Origin of the sequence: uncultured Psychroserpens sp. (assembly GCF_947500255.1) — a bacterium.
Classification (GTDB): domain Bacteria; phylum Bacteroidota; class Bacteroidia; order Flavobacteriales; family Flavobacteriaceae; genus Psychroserpens.
In genome coordinates this window covers 47,278-68,009 of record NZ_CANMRL010000001.1, presented here as the reverse complement: position 1 = coordinate 68,009, position 20,732 = coordinate 47,278, and the positions used below count along the sequence as shown (strand labels likewise).

17 protein-coding genes are annotated in these 20,732 nt (G+C 34.0%); 9 read left to right on the top strand and 8 right to left on the bottom strand.

Annotated elements, in window-relative coordinates:
* Positions 1 to 201: 201 nt before the first annotated feature.
* The 4 genes from Q0783_RS00305 (at position 202) to Q0783_RS00290 (ending at position 4,949) form a co-directional block, all read left to right on the top strand.
* Positions 202 to 729, top strand: coding sequence for an inorganic diphosphatase (locus Q0783_RS00305; protein WP_298892359.1), 528 nt, complete (start codon positions 202 to 204; stop codon positions 727 to 729).
* A 116-nt stretch (positions 730 to 845) separates the two neighbouring features.
* The gene (locus Q0783_RS00300; protein WP_298892358.1) at positions 846 to 3,263 is read left to right on the top strand and encodes a sodium-translocating pyrophosphatase; all 2,418 of its coding nucleotides are present in this window, start codon (positions 846 to 848) and stop codon (positions 3,261 to 3,263) included.
* A 117-nt stretch (positions 3,264 to 3,380) separates the two neighbouring features.
* Complete coding sequence (locus Q0783_RS00295; RefSeq protein ID WP_298892355.1) at positions 3,381 to 3,899, top strand: hypothetical protein; 519 nt, start codon at positions 3,381 to 3,383, stop codon at positions 3,897 to 3,899.
* Between the two features lie 54 nt (positions 3,900 to 3,953).
* Complete coding sequence (locus Q0783_RS00290; protein ID WP_298892353.1) at positions 3,954 to 4,949, top strand: phosphatase domain-containing protein; 996 nt, start codon at positions 3,954 to 3,956, stop codon at positions 4,947 to 4,949.
* A gap of 46 nt (positions 4,950 to 4,995) precedes the next feature.
* Here Q0783_RS00290 and Q0783_RS00285 read toward each other — a convergent pair whose 3' ends face one another.
* From Q0783_RS00285 to Q0783_RS00255, 7 genes are all read right to left on the bottom strand, one after another.
* Positions 4,996 to 6,234 carry a sodium:proton antiporter gene (locus tag Q0783_RS00285; protein WP_298892351.1) on the bottom strand — a complete coding sequence of 413 codons (1,239 nt, stop codon included), beginning with the start codon at positions 6,232 to 6,234 and terminating at the stop codon, positions 4,996 to 4,998.
* Positions 6,234 to 6,980: a hypothetical protein gene (locus tag Q0783_RS00280; RefSeq protein WP_298892350.1), complete on the bottom strand. Its 747-nt coding sequence runs from the start codon at positions 6,978 to 6,980 to the stop codon at positions 6,234 to 6,236. The genes Q0783_RS00285 and Q0783_RS00280 overlap by 1 nt, the downstream gene beginning before the upstream one ends.
* A 3-nt stretch (positions 6,981 to 6,983) precedes the next feature.
* Positions 6,984 to 8,600, bottom strand: coding sequence for a glutamate synthase-related protein (locus Q0783_RS00275; RefSeq protein ID WP_298892349.1), 1,617 nt, complete (start codon positions 8,598 to 8,600; stop codon positions 6,984 to 6,986).
* Positions 8,601 to 8,761: 161 nt separating this feature from the next.
* Positions 8,762 to 9,376, bottom strand: a complete 615-nt coding sequence (locus tag Q0783_RS00270) for a deoxynucleoside kinase (RefSeq protein WP_230937068.1) — start codon at positions 9,374 to 9,376, stop codon at positions 8,762 to 8,764.
* A gap of 2 nt (positions 9,377 to 9,378) precedes the next feature.
* Positions 9,379 to 10,161, bottom strand: coding sequence for a hypothetical protein (locus Q0783_RS00265; RefSeq protein WP_298892347.1), 783 nt, complete (start codon positions 10,159 to 10,161; stop codon positions 9,379 to 9,381).
* 86 nt (positions 10,162 to 10,247) lie between these two features.
* Positions 10,248 to 10,925 (bottom strand): response regulator transcription factor, encoded by a 678-nt coding sequence (locus Q0783_RS00260; protein ID WP_298892345.1) that lies wholly within the window; start codon positions 10,923 to 10,925, stop codon positions 10,248 to 10,250.
* On the bottom strand, positions 10,918 to 12,459 hold the full coding sequence (locus Q0783_RS00255) for a HAMP domain-containing sensor histidine kinase (protein WP_298892343.1): 1,542 nt from the start codon (positions 12,457 to 12,459) through the stop codon (positions 10,918 to 10,920). The genes Q0783_RS00260 and Q0783_RS00255 overlap by 8 nt, the downstream gene beginning before the upstream one ends.
* Positions 12,460 to 12,582: 123 nt before the next feature.
* Here Q0783_RS00255 and Q0783_RS00250 point away from each other — a divergent pair, with 123 nt between their 5' ends.
* From Q0783_RS00250 to Q0783_RS00235, 4 genes are all read left to right on the top strand, one after another.
* Positions 12,583 to 12,948 (top strand): hypothetical protein, encoded by a 366-nt coding sequence (locus Q0783_RS00250; protein WP_298892341.1) that lies wholly within the window; start codon positions 12,583 to 12,585, stop codon positions 12,946 to 12,948.
* A 9-nt stretch (positions 12,949 to 12,957) separates the two neighbouring features.
* Positions 12,958 to 13,809: a GLPGLI family protein gene (locus tag Q0783_RS00245; protein WP_298892339.1), complete on the top strand. Its 852-nt coding sequence runs from the start codon at positions 12,958 to 12,960 to the stop codon at positions 13,807 to 13,809.
* 168 nt (positions 13,810 to 13,977) lie between these two features.
* Entirely contained in the window at positions 13,978 to 14,880 is a 903-nt protein-coding gene (locus Q0783_RS00240) for a GLPGLI family protein (protein WP_230937062.1), read from the top strand.
* 67 nt (positions 14,881 to 14,947) lie between these two features.
* On the top strand, positions 14,948 to 17,698 hold the full coding sequence (locus tag Q0783_RS00235) for a carboxypeptidase regulatory-like domain-containing protein (protein WP_298892336.1): 2,751 nt from the start codon (positions 14,948 to 14,950) through the stop codon (positions 17,696 to 17,698).
* A gap of 146 nt (positions 17,699 to 17,844) precedes the next feature.
* Here Q0783_RS00235 and Q0783_RS00230 read toward each other — a convergent pair whose 3' ends face one another.
* Complete coding sequence (locus tag Q0783_RS00230; RefSeq protein ID WP_298892334.1) at positions 17,845 to 19,665, bottom strand: hypothetical protein; 1,821 nt, start codon at positions 19,663 to 19,665, stop codon at positions 17,845 to 17,847.
* Positions 19,666 to 19,814: 149 nt separating this feature from the next.
* Between Q0783_RS00230 and Q0783_RS00225 the strand changes: the two genes are divergently transcribed.
* The gene (locus tag Q0783_RS00225) at positions 19,815 to 20,660 is read left to right on the top strand and encodes a GLPGLI family protein (protein WP_298892332.1); all 846 of its coding nucleotides are present in this window, start codon (positions 19,815 to 19,817) and stop codon (positions 20,658 to 20,660) included.
* Positions 20,661 to 20,732: the final 72 nt, after the last annotated feature.

Sequence of the window (20,732 nt, the reverse complement as noted above, 5' to 3'; positions counted from 1 at the left end):
TACATATTTATGTTTATATAATCCTTTTCAATATAAGACATATCCTATTAATTTCTTAAGTTGGTTAAAAGTTTTATATCGTCTTATAAATTTTCAAAATCTCCTTCACTTTTTAATTGCTAAACTCAAACATTAGACTATCTTTGCACCCCAAAAAAAGAATAAGACACCTATTTCTGTAGGAATAAATAGTGATAAGTAATGACAGCAACTGGAAAATTGACCTTTGATGTATTGATAGAGATCCCAAAAGGGAGTCGTAACAAATACGAATATGATTTTGAATTAAATAAAATACGTTTTGATCGTATGTTGTTCTCATCAATGATGTATCCAGGTGATTACGGGTTTATCCCAGAAACACTAGCTCTAGATGGTGATCCATTAGATGTGTTGGTCATGGGAACTGAGCCTACATTTCCGATGTGTGTGATGGAAGTAAAACCAATTGGTGTATTCCATATGGCAGATGAAAAAGGTCCAGATGAAAAGTTGATTTGTGTACCAGTTACAGATCCTATCTGGAATAGTTATGAGGATATCACCGATTTAAATCCACATAGAAAAAAAGAGATTACACATTTCTTCCAGGTGTATAAAGACTTAGAAAAGAAGAAAGTAGATGTAGGTGGCTGGGGTAATGCTAAAGAAGCTTATGATATTTTAAATAAGTGTATTGATAGATACGAAAATAGTGAGCATAAAACTAATGGTGACTTTACCATTTAGTTAATATTTTAGATTTGAGTAGTTAACCCTTTGTAATAAACACAAAGGGTTTTTTAGTTTTAATGGTTTTCACTACTTTTGCCCAGCTAATTAACAAATCAAAACAAAATTATAATATGGAGTCACTGATGATTTACATGCCAATAGCTTTGGCGCTTTTAGGATTAATTTACATGATTGTGAAACAATCTTGGGTTATGAAACAAGACGCTGGAGATGGTAAAATGAAAGAAATTTCAGATCATATCTACGAAGGAGCACTTGCATTCTTAAATGCTGAATATAGATTACTAGCCGTTTTTGTGATAATCGTAGCAGCTTTATTGGCTGTGGTATCATTTGTTGTACCAACAACACACTGGTTGATTATAATCGCCTTTGTTTTTGGTGCTGTCTTTTCTGCGTTTGCAGGAAATATCGGAATGAAAATCGCAACTAAAACCAACGTAAGAACTACTCAAGCTGCTCGTACAAGTTTACCAAATGCACTTAAAATCTCTTTTGGAGGTGGTACTGTAATGGGACTTGGTGTTGCAGGTTTAGCAGTATTAGGTTTAACATCCTTCTTTATTGTGTTCTTTAACTTTTTTATGGGAGGTGAATGGACGAATACAACAGACATGACCATCGTTTTAGAAACATTGGCTGGTTTCTCTCTTGGAGCCGAATCTATCGCTTTATTTGCACGTGTAGGTGGAGGTATTTATACAAAGGCTGCCGATGTAGGAGCTGATTTAGTAGGTAAAGTTGAAGCAGGTATTCCTGAAGATGATCCACGTAACCCTGCAACTATTGCAGATAACGTAGGTGATAATGTAGGTGATGTTGCTGGTATGGGAGCCGATTTGTTTGGATCTTATGTTGCTACAGTATTAGCAGCAATGGTATTGGGTAACTATGTGATTAAGGATATGGGTGGATCTATTACTGACGGTTTTGGAGGTATTGGACCAATCTTATTACCAATGGCTATTGCTGGAGCAGGAATCATTATTTCTATTATTGGTACGATGCTAGTGAAAATTAAAAGTAACGATGCTAAAGAAGCTCAGGTGATGGGTGCTTTAAATGTTGGTAACTGGACGTCTATTATCTTAGTAGCTGTGTCTTGTTTCGGATTGTGCTACTACATGCTTCCTGAAACAATGAAAATGGAATTCTTTGGAGAAGGTTTACAAGAGATTTCTAGCATGCGCGTATTCTATGCAACTTTAGTTGGATTGTTTGTAGGTGCTGTGATTTCATCGGTTACCGAATTCTATACAGGTCTTGGTAAAAAACCAATCTTAAAAATTGTACAACAGTCAAGTACTGGAGCTGGAACTAACATTATCGCTGGTTTAGCAACAGGTATGATTTCTACATTCCCTTCAGTATTATTATTTGCTGGAGCGATTTGGGCTTCATATGCATTTGCAGGATTTTATGGTGTGGCTTTAGCTGCTTCTGCAATGATGGCAACAACAGCTATGCAGTTAGCGATTGATGCTTTCGGACCAATTTCTGACAACGCAGGTGGGATTGCCGAAATGAGTGAACAAGAACCAATCGTTAGAGAACGTACAGATATTTTAGATTCAGTTGGTAATACAACTGCTGCAACAGGAAAAGGATTCGCTATTGCTTCTGCAGCATTAACGTCATTAGCTTTATTTGCTGCTTATGTAACGTTTACTGGTATTGACGGCATTAATATCTTTAAAGCACCTGTTCTAGCGATGCTATTCGTTGGAGGTATGGTTCCTGTAGTATTTTCTGCATTAGCAATGAATGCCGTAGGAAAAGCTGCCATGGAAATGGTACAAGAAGTACGTCGTCAGTTTAGAGATATTCCGGGAATTATGGAAGGTACTGGGAAACCAGAATACGATAAATGTGTGGCGATTTCTACACAGGCATCTTTAAAAGAAATGATGTTACCAGGTTTATTGACTATCGGATTTCCTTTAGCTATTGCGTTTATTCCAATGTTATTTGGTATGGATCATCAAGCTATCGCCGAAATGCTAGGTGGTTATATGGCTGGTGTTACTGTTTCAGGTGTATTATGGGCAATCTTCCAAAATAATGCTGGAGGTGCTTGGGATAATGCTAAAAAGTCTTTTGAAGCTGGCGTTGAGATTAATGGTGAAATGACTTATAAAGGTTCAGATGCACACAAGGCGGCTGTAACTGGAGATACAGTTGGAGATCCTTTTAAAGATACGTCTGGACCATCAATGAATATCTTAATCAAATTAACATGTTTAATAGGATTAGTTATTGCACCAATTTTAGGTGGACATACTTCTGAAGAAGGATTGGCTAATGCTGAAATTGAAGTGGAAAGAACTATGGATGTTTCGCATGATTTAGCTGAAGCTACAATTACATACACTACAGTTGAAAACGGAGAAGAGGTAACAAAAGAGGAAACATTCTCTGGTACTGAAGCTGAAGTTGAAGCAAAACTTGATGCGTTTGAAAAATCAGTTGAAACTGTTGAAGGAGATGCTAAAAAAGTGATCAAAAAAATGGAGGTTATTAAAGAATAATTTCAATCCACATAATTATAAAAAAAAACCACGTTTATCGTGGTTTTTTTATTGCTCAATAATCAGGTGTTTTTACCTAGCTATATGTCTTTCGATTCGTTTATTTTTATACTGTAAATGAGTCATGTTGAAAACATATCAAACCTGTTAGAAAAGATCCAAGCATTTCAAGTTGTTAAGTGCAACATGCATCATGAACGTGTAGCCTTTGATAGCCATAAAAAGCCAATCTATAGACAAACCGATAAAGACATCTTTTTTGATCGTGTTAGCCTTTGTGATGTAAAGCATAGAAAATTGAGATTGGGTTGTGCACATTCTAGTGTTAATATGAACTTTATAAGATTGTTGGAAGCGCTAGAACAAGAGTTACCACAACAATCACAGCAATTTTTAGTATTTAAAAAAACATTTAACGACCTCATATACAAGATCTATGCATTAGATCATAAAAAAGGGCAATTAGAGCATGATCTCGCACTTTTTAAGCTTACTTCAAGCACAGGTAGCAACGAGCAATTGAAAACCGTTTCAAAGATCTTAAAAGCAGAACATGGGATGCTTATGGATCAATTATTGGTAATTAAGTCTGATATTGAGTTGTTTATCAAAACTATTCTTAATAACAACTATTAAAACTACCCTAGTTTTTTATGATTTTAGTATCTTGAACCTCTAATGTTTTGATTAGTGTTTAAAAAAGACCCTTTACAAATTATTACGTTTCAAAGTTATGGTACAGATACCCATTTTTATATGCGTGGTCGTGCTTTAGAAGATGAAACAATTAATCTGGAACAAAAAGGACTATTTGGTTTATTTATCAATTCATGGAAACGTTTTGAAACTGATGAAATTAAACACACCGAACTTAGAATAACATTACCAAATGAAACCGTTTTAAAAACAGTTACAGACGATCATGGTTATTTCAAAATTGATGAGAATGTTGAGGGTTTAGAGTCCTTAACTAATGAAGAAGGCTGGCTTCACTTTGAAGTTGCCTATGATGATGCTAATATTAAACGTAGTATACAAAATTCAAATCGCTTTCCAGGTAAATTATTAATTCCGTCATATCAAGCAAATTTTGGTGTGATTAGTGATATTGACGATACGATTATTCACACAGGCGTAGTCTCTACACTGAAATGGAAAGTATTACTCAATAGTATCTTTAAAAATGCCGCAAGCCGAATTCCTTTAGAAGGTGCTGCAGATTTTTATCATAAGCTACACAGAGGTACTTCTGGTAACGATGCTAATCCAATTTTTTATGTAAGTCATAGTCCGTGGAATTTATATCGCTATCTTGATTTTTTCCTAAAGCAACATACCTTTCCTAAAGGTCCGATCTTACTAAGAAGTTTTAAAGATATTTTTAAAAAGAAGTCTGGTGATCAACCGCAAAAGCAAATAGAGATCATTAATATTCTAAAAGCTTACCCTAAATTAAAATTCATATTAATTGGAGATAGTGGAGAACACGATGCAGATATCTATATTGAAATTGCTAAAACTTACCCAAGTCAGGTGGCAGCCATTTATTTGAGAAGTGTGAAACACAAAAAGAAAATGTTACGTGTCAAAGGTCTTTTCGAGAACTATACACAAACACCTGTGCTTTTAGTAGAAAGCAGTGCCCAAGCCATTAAACATGCCAAACAGAATGGGTTTATAAAGTAGCTCTTCTTAGTACTCTTATAACAAATTTCTAAGAGGTACAAAGTTTTCATTTGTTAGGTTTTGATAACTTAGAGACTAGTTTTTCTATGGTTAATCCTTGTCCTATAATTGAGAAAACAACAACTACATACGTGGCATATAAAATAATGTCTTTTACATCACCTTCTGGAAGTGAAAGTGCTAATGCAATTGAAATCCCACCACGTAAACCTGCCCAAGTTAATATTAATGCATCGTTTTTATTTGCTCTATGTACTCTTTTTAACAGGAAATTTGACAAAATAATGGTGACATATCTAGATAAAAGAACAATAACCACAGATATAAGTCCTAATAATAAATGATAAATATTGAAGTCTAAAGTAATCATTACAATCCCAATGAGTACAAATAAAACAGCATTGAAGATTTCATCTAAAACTTTCCAAAAGATATTCATATGATTTTTTAAGTCTTCAGAAATATTTTTTGAATGCAGACTATTACCGATAATAAGACCAGCCACAACCATGGCTATTGCTCCAGAGATATGAAGCATATTTGATAATACATAGCCACCCATAACAATCGCTAAAGAGATATGTACGGCAATTACCGATTGTTTGTTAACACTAACGATGCATCTTTTCCCTAAATGCCCTAAGAGAAATCCCATCAAAAATCCGCCTCCTGCTTCTTTACCAAATTCGGATATAATATGAGAAAATTCGAATTCGTGCATCATAGTTGCTAAAGCAAGTATAGTTAGAAATACTACTATACCTACACCATCATTAAACAGTGATTCTCCTACAATTTTAATTTCCATATGTTTTGGAGTTCCAGCTTTTTTCAATAAGGCTAATACAGCTACAGGATCTGTGGGTGAAATTAATGCTCCAAAAACTAAACTATATAGATAACTGATATCTAATCCTATTAGTGAAGCGATATAAAAAAATATCGTTCCAATAATAAATGTGGATGTCAAAACTCCAAAAGTGGCATAGATAAAAACGGTTAACTTTTCTTTTAGAAGCCCTTTTAAATTGACATGTATAGCACCTGCGAAGAGCAAAATACCCAGAAGAAAATCAAACAAAATAGTCTTAAAATCAATACTTTTTGCAAAATCTGTGACTTGATCAAAATAGGTTTGGTCAATAAAGTAGCTAGCAGCAAACAGAAGTGATACAGCTATAGAAAGAATCATAACACCAATAGTTTCAGGAAGCTTTAAAAACTTAGCATTCAAATAGCTTAGAAAAGCGGCTAGGGCGATGATACCAACAAATATTTCGAACATTATTTGATTGTATTTTCGTAAGTGTTGATAGCGACTTGACAAAATTCAATTGCTGAATGTTCATCAAGCTCATTTATAGACATAGCAAAACCTTGCCAGCCATTACTGTAGTACGACCCTTTATTTGTAGAGTTCGTCAATGCTATATCAATAGGCTGATGACCATTATACCCACTAACATAAAAATAAAAACTATCAATTAGTGTATCTGGCATAGCCATTCCCAAACCAATCGAGAGTTGATCAGAAATATTGACAAAAGCACCTGTATCAAAATGATGAGGCCATATTCGTATTGGGCTTTCAAAATCATTAGATTTTAAAATAGTACTAATTACCTTTTGTGCTAGATCTCTTTGCTGAATTAATACATGCAAATTTTCAGAATTAGTAATTTCAAAACTAGTTCCATCAGAAACTTGATTATAAGGCAGTTCGTAATGTAACTCATATTGATAAGGCATTTCTATACCATTATTTTTACTGGTTTGTATTATCCAATTTATAATGTCTTTGTGAGTGGTTTTATTTAAAAGGAAATGTTCTTTGTTTCCATTACTATGAATCCATTCCAAGGAAAAACTCTCGTAGCTAAGACCCAATTTATCACCATTAGGAAACTTATGTGTTTCAAGGCTATGATTTTTCCAGCCTAAATTGGTATGACTATCATCCTCTTTTTTTGTAATAAAACTAATAGCTGCTGTAGCTAAATATTGTGCTGCTAAATGTAGTGTTGATGTCATAATTTAAAATTTTACTCCAGCGTAATTAATACCCGTAAGCTTGTGCATATTTAAATCAAACGTTGAAAGGTCATTTGTGTTAAATTTTGAAATATCATCATAACCACAAGCTCTAGCTACAACTTTAATAAGATTATTAGTGGCATCAAAGTAGTTGTAAAGTTGTTTAGCTGAAGATTGAATAATTAGGCGACTTCTTAGCGATTCCTTTTGAGTAGCAATACCAACAGGGCAATTATTTGTACCACAAGCTCTCATACCTAAACAGCCTATAGCTTGTAATGCCGAATTGGAAACTGCTATGGCATCAGCACCTAGCATCATAGCTTTTGCAAAATCTTCAGCAACGCGTAAACCACCAGTAATGACTAAGGTGATATCTTTTGCGCCAACTTGATCTAAATATGTTCTTGCCCTAGCTAATGCAGGAATAGTTGGAACATTAATATGGTCTCTTAAAATAGTAGGAGCAGAACCTGTTCCGCCACCTCGTCCATCCAATATAATATAATCTACTCCAGCATCGATTGCAAATTGTATGTCTTTTTCGATGTGACTAGCTGCAATTTTAAATCCGATAGGAATACCGCCTGTTCGTTCTCTTACTTGGTCTCCAAATTTTTTAAAATCTTGAGCAGAGTGAAAATTGGGGTTTGCTGCAGGAGAAATAGCAGTTTGCCCTTCTTCTAGACCTCTAACTTTGGCAATTTCTTTACTTACTTTATTTCCAGGCAAATGACCACCCGTTCCTGTTTTTGCACCTTGCCCTCCCTTAAAATGAAAGGCTTGAACATTGTCTAATTTGTCCCATGAAAATCCAAATTGAGCAGAGGCCAATTCATAAAAATATTTTGAGTTGCTTTGTTGCTCTTCTGGTAACATACCACCTTCACCAGAACAAATTCCTGTTCCAGCCATTTCTGCACCTTTGCTCAAAGCTATCTTAGCTTCTCGTGACAATGCTCCAAAACTCATATCACTAACAAAGAGCGGGATGTCTAATACTAAAGGTTTTTTAGCATTTGGTCCTATAACGACTTTGGTAATAACATCTTCTTCATCTAATAATGGACGTGAGGCTAATTGTGCTGGAAGAAACTGAATGTCATTCCATTTTGGCAGCGTATTTCTGTCAACTCCCATAGAGGCCGAAAACCCATGGTGTCCAATATTTTTTAATCCGTTTTTTGCAAGCTCTTTAATATATCCTGTATAAGGTTCTGTATCTTCAGGATGTGTGTCTGCGTAAGTACCTAAATAGTCATCACGATTAAATGGTTGTGGATGATTGGTTTCAAATTCGTCAATTTCATTTTTATCAATCATTAACGCATCTCCTTCTATGTACTCCTGAAACTTGTGTAGTTGTTCGTCATTATTGTATTCGCTAACGCCAGTATCATACCTATAATCCCAATGATGAACACCACAAATTAAGTTGTGACCTTCAATATAACCATCTGCTAGTAAGGCGCCACGATGATGACAACGACCGTAAAGAACAGAAATGCCCTTTTCATGTTTTATAATTACTAGATCGGTATTTTTTACTAAAGCATAAGCTGGTTGTTTTTCCTGAAGCTGAGAAATCTTAGCGATTTCAATCTTGTGAATTGCCATGAAGTTGATTGTTTAGAGTTTCTAAGTTACAATCTTTGGACGAAAAAATATAGGACTAATTACAATATAACTAAGATGTATAGTAATTGTATAGGTGTTATAACTATAATGAAATAGTCGATACGCTTTAATTTAAAAAAAAGTGATTATGCGAGATGTCTTTAAAACAATCCGTTAATTTGTGCGTCAATTTTATTGATAATACCTCCAAGATCTTCGGGATTAGCTACAAAATCTAAATTATCGACATCAATAATTAATAAGTTTCCTTTGTTATAACCATGAATCCATGCTTCGTAGCGTTCGTTTAGACGACTTAGATAATCAATACTAATCGAGTTTTCATAGTCGCGTCCTCTTTTGTGAATTTGAGACACCAAATTTGGAATGGTACTTCTCAAGTAAATCAATAGATCGGGACCTTCTACAAAACCTTCCATAAGATCAAAAAGCGAACGGTAATTTTCAAAATCTCGATTGGTCATTAATCCCATGGCATGAAGGTTGGGCGCAAAAATATGTGCATCTTCATAAATAGTTCTGTCTTGAATAATGTCTTTACCACTTTTACGAATTTGTGCGACCTGACGAAATCTGCTATTTAAAAAATAGACTTGTAAGTTAAAACTCCAGCGTTCCATCTGGTTATAAAAATCATCGAGATAAGGATTGTCAACTACATCTTCTAATTGAGGTTCCCATTTATAGTGTTTAGCTAGTAACTTAGTAAGTGTGGTTTTACCAGCACCAATATTTCCCGCAACTGCAACGTGCATATCTATTTGATTTTTAGTTGGTATTTATGAAGTTTTTCAAGATCGTAAATATACAAGGTTTCATTGGTTAGTAAAAACTGATTTATTAACAATTTCGGTGTTTTTAAAGGAATGAGGTCGTTACTCTTTTTTGACTTATAGACTAGTGAACTACCAGTTTTGAGAATAATATTTTCATTATGTATGGCTAACGAGGTATAGTCTTTGTTTTCAATTTTTGAAATTAAACTTCCAAAGTATGTGTATTGATATAAAAAGTTTTCGGTTAGCATCCAACAGTAATTGTAATCACTTTTAAGGTCTAAAACATTGGATTGAACAGGTATAGTTGTCACTCTTACATTGTCATTTTTATAATCGTATAATTGCAGTTGTTGGATGTCCTGATTAAAAATCCATAACGTATTATCGTAGCCTGTAGATACATGAGATACATTTTTATAAACTGGGATTGTATTGAAATCAACTTTAAAAATTTCAGCTAAACGATTGTCTAAAATAACAACAGTATTAAAATCCTGATAAAACATATTTATTTTTAAAGGATTAAATGCATTTACTGTAGTAGGGATTCCTAATTGAACATTACTATAATTAATTGAGGGCTTATCTTTTGGTTTTTTGTGTAAAATAGTGTTTGTAGTATAATAGACTGTTTCGAAATTATCGACAGCAACAATTTGATCTGCTTTTATAGCTGTAGAATCAACAAGCGTCAAATCTATTTGTGTTTGCGCAATTATTGCAGTTGTGAACAGAAAGAAAATATATCTAATAAAAGCCATGTTTCGTTTATAGTATCGAAAATACAAAAATTGAACCATTATTTAGAGGATTCAATTTTTAAACGATGAATTAAGAGATCTATTTTCTAGCAAACGAGCTTATATCCAAATCCACGTACATTAATGATTTGAATTTGCTCATCCTTTTGTAGTTTTTTGCGGAGTTTTGTGATAAACACATCCATACTTCTGGCAGAGAAGAAGTCGTCATTTCCCCATAGTTTATTGAGTATTATAGAACGGTCTAGAACCTCATTCTTATTTTTTATTAGGTGAAATAGAAGATGAGATTCACGATGAGTTAGCTGTTCTGAAATATTGTTATAATGTAATTGCTGCTTTGGGAAATCAAAAGTGTAATTGCCTATTTTTAAAACTTCTGAGGTTTTTTGAACTTTAGTTCTTTGGAGTAAATTATTGATTCTTACAATGAGCTCCTCCATACTAAATGGTTTCTTAAGATAATCATTTCCTCCAATGGTAAAACCCTCAACAACATCTTGGGTTTGTGATTTGGCTGTTAAGAATATGATGGGAACACTATCATCAATGGCTCTAATTTCCTTAGCTAGAGTAAATCCATCTTTTTTTGGCATCATAACATCAAGAACTAATAGTTCGGGATTGTCATTTTGATAGGTCTTTAAGGCTTTTTCTCCGTCATTACATAGCAGTACCTGGAAGTCTCTGGTTTCCAAACTTTCTTTGATTATCTGTCCTAAAGCTGGTTCATCTTCAGCTAATAAAATAGTTGTTCTATGCATTGGGCAACAAAATTTTAAAAGTGGTAAGTTGGTTGTTAAGCTCAAGATCTATGGAGCCACCATGTTTCTCAATGATCTTTTTTGAATAATACAAACCAATGCCAAAGCCTTTAACATCATGAGTGTTTCCTCTTGGGATGCGATAGAATTTTTCAAAAATTCGATCTTTATTAGCTTTTGTCAACGTATTACCATTATCAGATATAGAGATCTCAATTTGAGATGAGGTATGTTTTAAATCAACAAAAATGGTATTGCCACCATATTTAAAAGCGTTGTCAATGATATTATTTATGGCATTTTCAAAATGAAAGATGTCTACATTGGCAAAAATGTTATCAATAATATTATATGTTATCGATGTGTTTGAATTTTGAAGTTTGTGTTTTTCTACGATAGTCGACAAGACCTCAGAAATGTTATAATTGTCTCTATTGAGTTCTAAATTTTCACTGTCTAGAGTAGCGGTTTCTAATAACTTTTCAACCATAGTGTTTAATTTAGACAATTGTGTGTTTGACATATCTAAATAGGCCTTGGTTTTGTTTTTATCTTCAATCACATTAAAGTTTTGAATGCTCTCTAGTGCAACTCCAATTGTAGCAATAGGTGTTTTGAATTCATGGGTAATATTACTTATGAGGTCGTTTTTAACTTCTGCTAACTGTTTTTGGTGTTTTATAATCTTTAATAGATAAAATAAACAACCTACTACGGCAAATACTAATAGGGACGAGATAATGATACTCCAAATAATTCGTTTTAAAACTGCCCAAGTGGTGTTTTCGTATTGAATTGATAAGACACTATCAAGAGGTATAAAAGATGATTTTGATATCGAACTTAAAAATAATTTGTCATTAGAGGCATCTTGATAAATTTTAGGTCGTTCGATCCAGCAACTGTCTAATCCTTTATTAGACTTTTCAATATAGTTTAGTCTATAGCTAATATCGATATTCTTTCGCGCTAGATCAATTTTAAGTAAGCTATCAACTTCTTCTATATCTAATGTGTCATTATTAATAGAGATCACAACTTTTGTCGTTAGCATTTCAAGACTAGAAAGATTAAAGCTAATACTATCACTTTTAAATCTAAAGCTGTCTATACGTTTTTTTAACTCTTCATTTGACAAGGGTTGATTATCTTTCTTATCTGCCGCCATCATAGAGTCTGCTTTAAACCCTCTAACTACTGTAAACCCTTCGGTTGATTGAAAATCGATAGAATCAAGATTTCTAAATTCTTTGTGGGCACCATCAATTTGTTGCAAGAATTTTTCAAGCTCACCATTTTCTCTAAATGCATTTTTTTGATGTTCACCTTCTAAAGAAACACCTAAGGTAGTTCGTGTTGCTAATGCAGTGTAATAATTATCTACTGCATCATCAAGACTAGCTTGTACATCATTGATAAGCTGTTGTTTATTTGTCAAGTAGTTTTTATAATTCCAATAGGTTTGAATGCCTATTGTAGCTATAATAACAACGACAATAACATAGAGAATGTACCTGTATTTTGAATCATTCATATGTCAAAAGTAAATGTTAAAAGGGTCAAATACTAATCGGTTAACACACGTTAACACTGGTTAACTAAAAAGCATTAGTGCGTCTGTTACATTTGTGAAGTATTAATCATTAAATCAAAAAACATGAAACACCTATTTACCATTTTAACGCTTTTTATTGCAACAATTGGCTATAGTCAAAAACCTGAATTAAACGGAAAAGTAACTACGAATAATACAGTTACCGACTTAAGTATTTCGGTTAATGTAGACTCGGCTAAAGAGATTGAATCTACATTTATTATGAAAGATATTAAAGAACTTCTCGAAGATATAGATAGTGATGAAAGCATTACGTTTGAAATTACCTGTAACGGGAAACAAATGTCAAATGGTCAAAAAAGTAAAATGTCTTACACAGTTAATGGCAGTAGAAAAGACATTGACGGGTTTTTAAAGCGTGTAAAAAAAATGAGAAAAGCTGCAATTGAATATTATAACAACAAATAAAATAAAACCATGAAAGTAATTATTAAACTCATAATCGTAACAGCACTTTTGTTCTCGGCAAAAGCAAAGGCTCAAGAATTTCAAGGCCAGGCTACTTATAAGTCTAAACGTAAAATTGATATCAAATTAGATAGTACGCAAGTGTCTTCTGGTATGGCAGACCAAATGATGGAAATGCTTAAAAAGCAGTTTGAAAGAACTTATATTTTGTCTTTTAATAAAGAGGAGTCATTATATAAAGAAGAAGAATCTTTAGGCGCACCACAGCCTCAAGGAATGCAGATTGTTATGGTAGAAACAGGAGGTGCAGATATACTTTATAAGAATATCAAAGAAAAGCGTTTTACTAACCAAAATGAATCGTTTAGCAAATTGTTTTTGATAAAGGATAAGTTAGAAGATATTAAATGGACATTAGGGTCTGAGACTAAAAATATTGGAGACTATACGTGTTTTAAAGCAACTATGACCAGAGAGATTGAAGATGTTGAAAGCGGGATTAGTTTTAATGGTGATAAAGATTTAAGTAGAGATGAAAATGCACCTCCTAAAATGAAAGAAATTACTATAACGGCTTGGTATACACCACAAATCCCTGTAAGTGCAGGTCCAGGAAATTATCACGGATTGCCTGGTTTAATCCTTGAAGTCAATGATGGTACTGAAACAGTCATCTGTAGTAAGATTGTTCTCAACCCTAAAAATGCATCTGAAATTGTTGAACCAAAAAAAGGTGATGAAATGACGCAAGAAGCTTATGATAAGATCATGGAAAAGAAGATGAAAGAAATGGAAGAACGCTTTAGATCAAATAGAAGAGGTCGAGATGGTGAAAATATTGAAATTAGAATAGGAGGCTAATAAAATAACTTTAAGAAAAGTTTAACCTTTTACGATTTAACATTTAGTGTTTTTTAGAGTCTTAATACTTTAATTAAAGTATTTTTGAACGTTAATGTTATTATAAATAGCAACGTTTTGTTTAATTCTTGTTTAGTTTTGTTGAACAAGAGTAATTGTAACTCTATTATGAAAAGACTAATTTCAAAGCTCAGTATTGTACTATTACTACTAATACCAGCACTAAATGTAAACGCGCAAGACTTCCAGGGTCAAGCTATCTATCAAACCAAAACCACAGTTGACATGAGTAATTGGGGTGGCGGTCAAATGAGTGAACAGCAAAAAAAGATGGTTGCAGAACGAATGAAAAGTATGTTGGAAAAAACATATGTGCTTAATTTCAATCGAAGCGAATCAACCTATAAGGAAGAAGAAAAACTTGATGCTCCAGGATCAGGAGGAGGTCGATGGAGAGGTATGATGAGTAGTTTTACTGGAGGTCCTCAGTACAAAAACATAAAAGAAGATGTCATTCTTCAAGAACAGGAATTCTTTGGTAAATCATTCTTAGTAAGAGATTCGCTACCAAAATTAGAATGGAAACTTGAAAACGAAACAAAGCAAATAGGTCAGTATACATGCTTTAAAGCCACAACAACAAAGCCTGTTGATGAGATGGATTTTATGAGTATGCGCCGACGAAATAGAGGAGGAGATCAGAAGAAAGATAATGAGAAGAAAGAAGGTAAAGAAACTGCTGATACAACTAAAACAGATTCTGATGATCCTTTTGATGAACTCGAAGTGCCAAAATTTGTAGTTGTTACGGCTTGGTACACGCCTCAAATCCCTGTGAGTTCAGGTCCAGGAGAATATCATGGATTGCCAGGTTTGATACTTGAGGTTAATGCAGATAGAACGGTTATGCTATGTACTAAAATAGTCATGAATCCTAAAGAAAAAGAACTCATCGAAAAACCTGAAAAAGGAGATGTTGTGACTCGTGAAGAATACAATAAAATAATGAAAGACAAGATTGAAGAAATGCGCCAGATGTATGGTGGTAGAAATAGAGGTCGTAGAAATTAATAAGTAATCAAAAAATAAGGTTTCGGTTCTCCATTTTGGAAAACATATAGAAACAAAATCCAATCAAATGAGAAATATATTCATACTTGCGTTACTGCTCGTGACGAGCATTACTAGTGCTCAAATTACAGTACAAGGTGTTGTCAAAGACAGTATCGGGGCACCTTTAGAACTTGCCAATGTTATTGCCATTAATAAGGAAACAAAAGCCATGGCATCATATGCAATTACAAATGATAAAGGACGTTTTAAGCTAGATCTTGACAAAAACACCACGTATACTGTTCAAGTGAGTTACATTGGTATGAAAACCCTATCTGAAGAGATTACTACCAAAGAAACTAACATCACAAAAAATTATACACTTCAAAATGACAATGCACTTGATGCTGTAGAGTTAACATACGAAATGCCTGTAACTATTAAAGGTGATACGTTGGTTTATAATGCCGACTCCTTTAAAGATGGCTCTGAGCGTAAACTTGAAGATGTTCTCAAAAAATTACCTGGTGTAGAGATTAATGATGATGGCCAAATTGAAGTTGAAGGTAAAGTGGTCAATAAATTAATGGTGAACGGGAAAGATTTTTTTGATGGCGATTCTAAATTGGCTACAAAAAACATTCCGTCAAATGCCGTGGATAAAATTCAAGTATTACGTAACTATTCCGAAGTTGGTCAGTTAAGAGGTGTACAGAACAATCAAGATAATGTCGCCATAAATATCAAACTAAAAGAAGGAAAGGAAAACTTCTGGTTTGGAGATGTTACGGCAGGCGCAGGTAAGGCTCCTGATAAAGACTTATTTCTTGTACAACCAAAACTCTTTTATTACAGTCCAAAGTACAGCATCAATGTTATTGGTGATATGAATAATATAGGAGAAGTGGCTTTAACGAATAGAGATATTCGAAACTTTGGTGGCGGTTTTAGACGTCCGAGTCAAAGTAGCGGAACAAATATTAATCTTGGAAATAATGGATTGGGAGGCTTGACCAATTTAGGTAATGCTCAAGCCATAGATACTAAACTCGGTGCAGGTAACTTTAGTTACTCTCCAAATAAAGCCTTAGATCTTAGCGGATTTGTAATCTACAATAGTAGCCGTTTAAGAACGCGTGAAGAGAGCTTTGTTCGCTATATTGATTCAGATTTAGGAATTCCTGATGAAGAAACTGTAGAAACAGGACGCGAGGCTTCTAATCAGGCACTTGCTAAGTTAAGTGCATCTTACAAGCCTAATTTCAATAACCAATTAGATTATGATCTTTTAGGACGATTATCTAAAGATACTGAACGTCAAAATCAATTTTCTTCAGTGATTGGCAATACAGATCAGTTTGAAGAAGTGACACCGTTTAGTATTAATCAAAACCTTAACTATTACTATACACTAGACGAGAAAAATATCTTCGCCTTAGAAGCACAACATTTAATTAGTGATGAAGATCCATTTTATAATGCGCTATTAGTGAATGATCCAACAAATAACGACGATCCTCCTCAAGATCAAGATGCTTTTGATAATACCGCTCTAGGCTTAGGGTTTGATCGAGATCAATTTGGATATAACCTTAATCAAAACAGGCGCATCAAATCCAATCAATTAGATGCTAAAGTAGATTACTATTATATTTTGAATAACAAGAGTAATATTAATTTGACTTTAGGAACCATTTTAAGTAACCAAAAGTTCAACTCTAATATCTTTCAGTTTTTAGATGATGGTTCATTCTTTGACCCTGTAGCTTCATTAACAGATGAAGATGGGAATTTATTGAGAAATGAAAATGATACCGAATACAACTTTAGTGATGTGTATTTAGGATTTAGATACCGAGTAAAAACAGGAAAATTTACCATTACACCAGGATTCTCACTACATGCTTACGGTAATAAAAACACACAGTTTGGTACAGAGTATAAAGATAATTTCTTTAGAGTGTTACCAGAATTTGAAACACTCATACAGTTTAAAAAGAGTGAAACCTTAACCTTCCGTTATAATATGAGTAACTCTTTTACAGATGTAACTAGTTTGGCCGAAGGTCTAGTTTTAAATAGCTTCAATAGTATCAATTATGGTAATCCAGAATTACAAAACTCTTTATCTCATAATTTAAATTTAAGATACTTTAGTTTTAACTTATTCAACTATACCAATGTATTTGCATTTGCTAATTACAGCAAGAATATTGATCAGATTAGAAGTTCAACTAATTTTGATAATGTGATTAGAACGAGTTCATTTTTCAATTCTAGTTTTGCCGACGAATCTGCTAGTCTATTTGGTCGAGTAGAGCGTACATTTAAAAAGATTAGAGCGCGATTAGGTGTACGTTTTTCATACTCAAAGCGTAACCAATTTGTTCAAGATATACGTACGGTAAGTGAAAGTTTTACTCAATCATATTCACCAGAGTTACGTACTAATTTTAGAGAAGCACCCAATGTGCGTTTAAGATATACATACGCTGTTAGTGATAACGATCAAGGAACAACATCTACACGATTTGTGACGAATTCGCCATCAATTGAAGTTGATGCTTACATCTGGAATTCTGTAACCTTTAGAACAGATTTCACCTACACCAATCAAGATGATGGTGTGAGACCTTCGCAATCATTTCAAACTTGGGATGCGAGTTTAGCGTATAGAAAAGATAGAGATGCTAAATGGGAATATGAAATAAAAGCTTCTAACTTATTAGATATCGACTCAAGAGTAAATAATAGTGCTGGGAATATTTCTGTATTTAATTCAGAAACCTTTATTCAGCCAAGATTTGTAACCTTTAGAGTGATTTATACTTTATAAATTGGGCGTTACTTTTGCTTGGGCAAAAGTCAGGCTTTCAGCAGTCGCTCTCTTCGAGGAGCTTCAACAAAGCCTCAATCCTTAACGCATATTAAAGCCTTCTATTTATAGAGGGCTTTTTTTATTTATTGAATAAATTGTTGTGATTAGTAATCTCTTATCGCTTGTATCTGACCAGAGATAGGGAATGCTTCAATTTGATCAGATGCAAAAGAGCTAGACATAGTTCCAGAAAACGAGATTGTTATAAATTCACCAAGCAATTCACCAGCAGAAATAACGGTTACAGTACCCTCAAATTGGTCATAGGGTAACATTACAATTGTAGCAAAAGGGATGTTACTAGTAAAATCACCTACGCCCATAGCTCCAATATAATCACCTGGTGTCGTATAATTGTTGATTCTTAAATCAAATGAAGGTCCGCCAAAAGTAAGCGGATTCATATAGCTAATTCCTAAAGTTCCGCTACCATTAATTCCAGCTGAGGTCACAGAAAGCGTATTGAGATTACCCGAGGCTGAAGTATACTGTATATACTCAGAGTTCAGCACAGCGCAGGCTTGTATGATACCAACATCAGTTAACGGCGTCGTAAATGAAACAATTTGTGAATTGAACATATTTAAATTTTCATAGTCCACGGCTTCCAATTCAAACGATGTTGTTTCAACACATCTTAAAAGGTTAAACTCGAAGCTACCATCCGTTACAGAATGATAGAGCTCTTGAGTCCCATATATGATTTTAACATAACCATTTGTGACAGGACTATTATCGCAAGTAACAAAATTTCCTGTAACTGTTTCAACTATGAGATCGGTAGACATAAAATCTGTAAGTTGAATGTCTAATGAACTATCTGATGTAAACGGACCAATAGTACTTGAGTAGATAGACGTCGTGATACAAGGATCGTTAGTAGACGCATTTATGTCTAATGTTTCATCACTAGGAGCATATCCACAAACCTCGCCGCTTTCGTTTGTAAAACCAACAGTTGTACCAAAATTTGAACTTGTAATCTCAACTTTGAGATTGTCTATAGGGGTATTATCAACGTCGGTGAATGTTGCACAAAATGAAACTGTTTCTGCAGGAAGGTCGCAGTTCCAAAAGGAAAAATGCCTAACCGTTCCAACATAAGTATTAGCAACTAAAGTGGCTTCACCATCTTCTACCCAATAACCATTATCTTCATCAAAGTACCATAACGGAATTGTGTTTGGAGCATTAGATAATAAACTAGGGTCTAATGGTATAGTTATTTTTGCTGTAGAGCCGCGAGCTAAATTCAGTTCTTGACCAAATTCAGAACGTAATTCTACAGCTAACATTCCAAAGGTCTGAAGCATTCGTTCTTCATTCTGTCCATTCGCTGCATAAAGCATACCAGGCATCTGGTCAGGCATGCTCTCATCAGTTGGGTCTAGAAAATGCATAATAACACTAACATCTCCAGTGTATGCTGTACCTGTGGCTTTAACATACTGCCCTTTTAAATCTACTGAAGCACCATTTGGTAAGCTAATGGTTTCTTGAACTCCACTGGTAGTAGTAGCAGTAATAGTTTCAGTTAACATTATGATACGAACCCTATTCGTGCCAGTACTCGGAACTAATGACCTAGATGTATTAATATAACCGATCTTTTCAGCTTTGATATGTGCAAGTCTGCTTTTAACAACAGCATTATTGATAATAAAAGTGCCATTGATATCTGTTAATGCATAGCCATTACCAATTCTTATTCTGGCATCTGCTATTGGGTTTTTATTAATATCTGTAACCGTTCCAATAAAGTCTCTAGAGACGTCATTACCCAAATTTTGAACAAAAGAAGTAGCATCATGAGTTAGTATCGGATTAGAATTTCCGTTTTGTTGATTACGTTCATTATCGTCTTCAGAGCAGGAAAAAACAAGCAACAAAATTGAAAAAAAGTAAATAATTCGCTTTGTACTCATAGATGTTCAAGTTATTTGTTTGAATGTACTTACAAGCAATATAAACAAATATGACTAAAATGCGTAGTGTTAATGTTATGATAAAGATATTAGTTTTGTTTAACTATTTTTTATATTTGTTAGACACACAAGACTAATCAAACATAATTATGAAAACACTAACCACAAAACTAAGTATTCTGGTATTTGGTTTACTCATGACATTAAACCTTAATGCTCAAGATTTTCAAGGACAAGCAACATACATTTCTAAATCAACTATGGATTTAGGGAATTGGGGAAAACGACTAAGTGAAGCTCAGAAAAAGCAAGTCATGGCACGTCTAAAAAACAGACTTGAAAAAACATACACGCTTACGTTTAACAAAGAAGAGTCTATATTTAAAGAAGGCGATAAGCTTGATGCTATGTCTGGTGCAACAGATTCTTGGGGCAAAAACTTTGCAGCAGGAGATCAATATAAAAATGTAAAAACCAACACACAGATTCAAGACCAAGAATTTTACGGGAAACGCTTTTTGGTTAAAGATAAATTACAAAAGATAGAATGGGTTATGGGTACTGAAACAAAACAAATAGGAAACTATACGTGCTTTAAAGCAACAGCGTCCATTCCCACAGACGAACTAACATGGTATGCATTCTCATGGGATAAATTGAGAAGAAATAATGCAAATGTCGAAACAGGCAAAGCAACAGATAAAGAAGAGAAGGAAGAGGAGATTCCTATGACAGAAGTAGAAGCATGGTATTCACCTCAGATTCCAGTAGGTCATGGTCCATCTGAATATTGGGGATTACCAGGATTAATTTTAGAAGTGAGTGCAGGAGATACAACGATGCTATGTTCTAAATTAGTGATTAATCCAGAAGAGAAAGTAGAGATTGAAGCTCCAGATAAAGGCAAAGAAACCACGAAAATGGAATATCAAGAAACGATTGTTGCGAAGATGAAAGAGTTTAGAGATAATCGTATGGGACGTAGTCGAGGATAATTGACCTGTATAAATAACTAACATAAAAAAGCCATCTCAATAGAGATGGCTTTTTTTGTATATAAAATAGAG

Bases quoted from the DNA above. Each gene is read 5' to 3' on its own strand.
- Q0783_RS00250 (WP_298892341.1), top strand. From the start codon at position 12,583: ATGAAACACCTATTTACCATTTTAACGCTTTTTATTGCAACAATTGGC.
- Q0783_RS00275 (WP_298892349.1), bottom strand. From the start codon at position 8,600: ATGGCAATTCACAAGATTGAAATCGCTAAGATTTCTCAGCTTCAGGAA.
- Q0783_RS00295 (WP_298892355.1), top strand. From the start codon at position 3,381: ATGAGTCATGTTGAAAACATATCAAACCTGTTAGAAAAGATCCAAGCA.
- Q0783_RS00300 (WP_298892358.1), top strand. From the start codon at position 846: ATGGAGTCACTGATGATTTACATGCCAATAGCTTTGGCGCTTTTAGGA.
- Q0783_RS00255 (WP_298892343.1), bottom strand. From the start codon at position 12,459: ATGAATGATTCAAAATACAGGTACATTCTCTATGTTATTGTCGTTGTT.
- Q0783_RS00265 (WP_298892347.1), bottom strand. From the start codon at position 10,161: ATGGCTTTTATTAGATATATTTTCTTTCTGTTCACAACTGCAATAATT.
- Q0783_RS00235 (WP_298892336.1), top strand. From the start codon at position 14,948: ATGAGAAATATATTCATACTTGCGTTACTGCTCGTGACGAGCATTACT.
- Q0783_RS00240 (WP_230937062.1), top strand. From the start codon at position 13,978: ATGAAAAGACTAATTTCAAAGCTCAGTATTGTACTATTACTACTAATA.
- Q0783_RS00285 (WP_298892351.1), bottom strand. From the start codon at position 6,234: ATGTTCGAAATATTTGTTGGTATCATCGCCCTAGCCGCTTTTCTAAGC.
- Q0783_RS00270 (WP_230937068.1), bottom strand. From the start codon at position 9,376: ATGCACGTTGCAGTTGCGGGAAATATTGGTGCTGGTAAAACCACACTT.
- Q0783_RS00245 (WP_298892339.1), top strand. From the start codon at position 12,958: ATGAAAGTAATTATTAAACTCATAATCGTAACAGCACTTTTGTTCTCG.
- Q0783_RS00230 (WP_298892334.1), bottom strand. From the start codon at position 19,665: ATGAGTACAAAGCGAATTATTTACTTTTTTTCAATTTTGTTGCTTGTT.
- Q0783_RS00280 (WP_298892350.1), bottom strand. From the start codon at position 6,980: ATGACATCAACACTACATTTAGCAGCACAATATTTAGCTACAGCAGCT.
- Q0783_RS00260 (WP_298892345.1), bottom strand. From the start codon at position 10,925: ATGCATAGAACAACTATTTTATTAGCTGAAGATGAACCAGCTTTAGGA.
- Q0783_RS00225 (WP_298892332.1), top strand. From the start codon at position 19,815: ATGAAAACACTAACCACAAAACTAAGTATTCTGGTATTTGGTTTACTC.
- Q0783_RS00305 (WP_298892359.1), top strand. From the start codon at position 202: ATGACAGCAACTGGAAAATTGACCTTTGATGTATTGATAGAGATCCCA.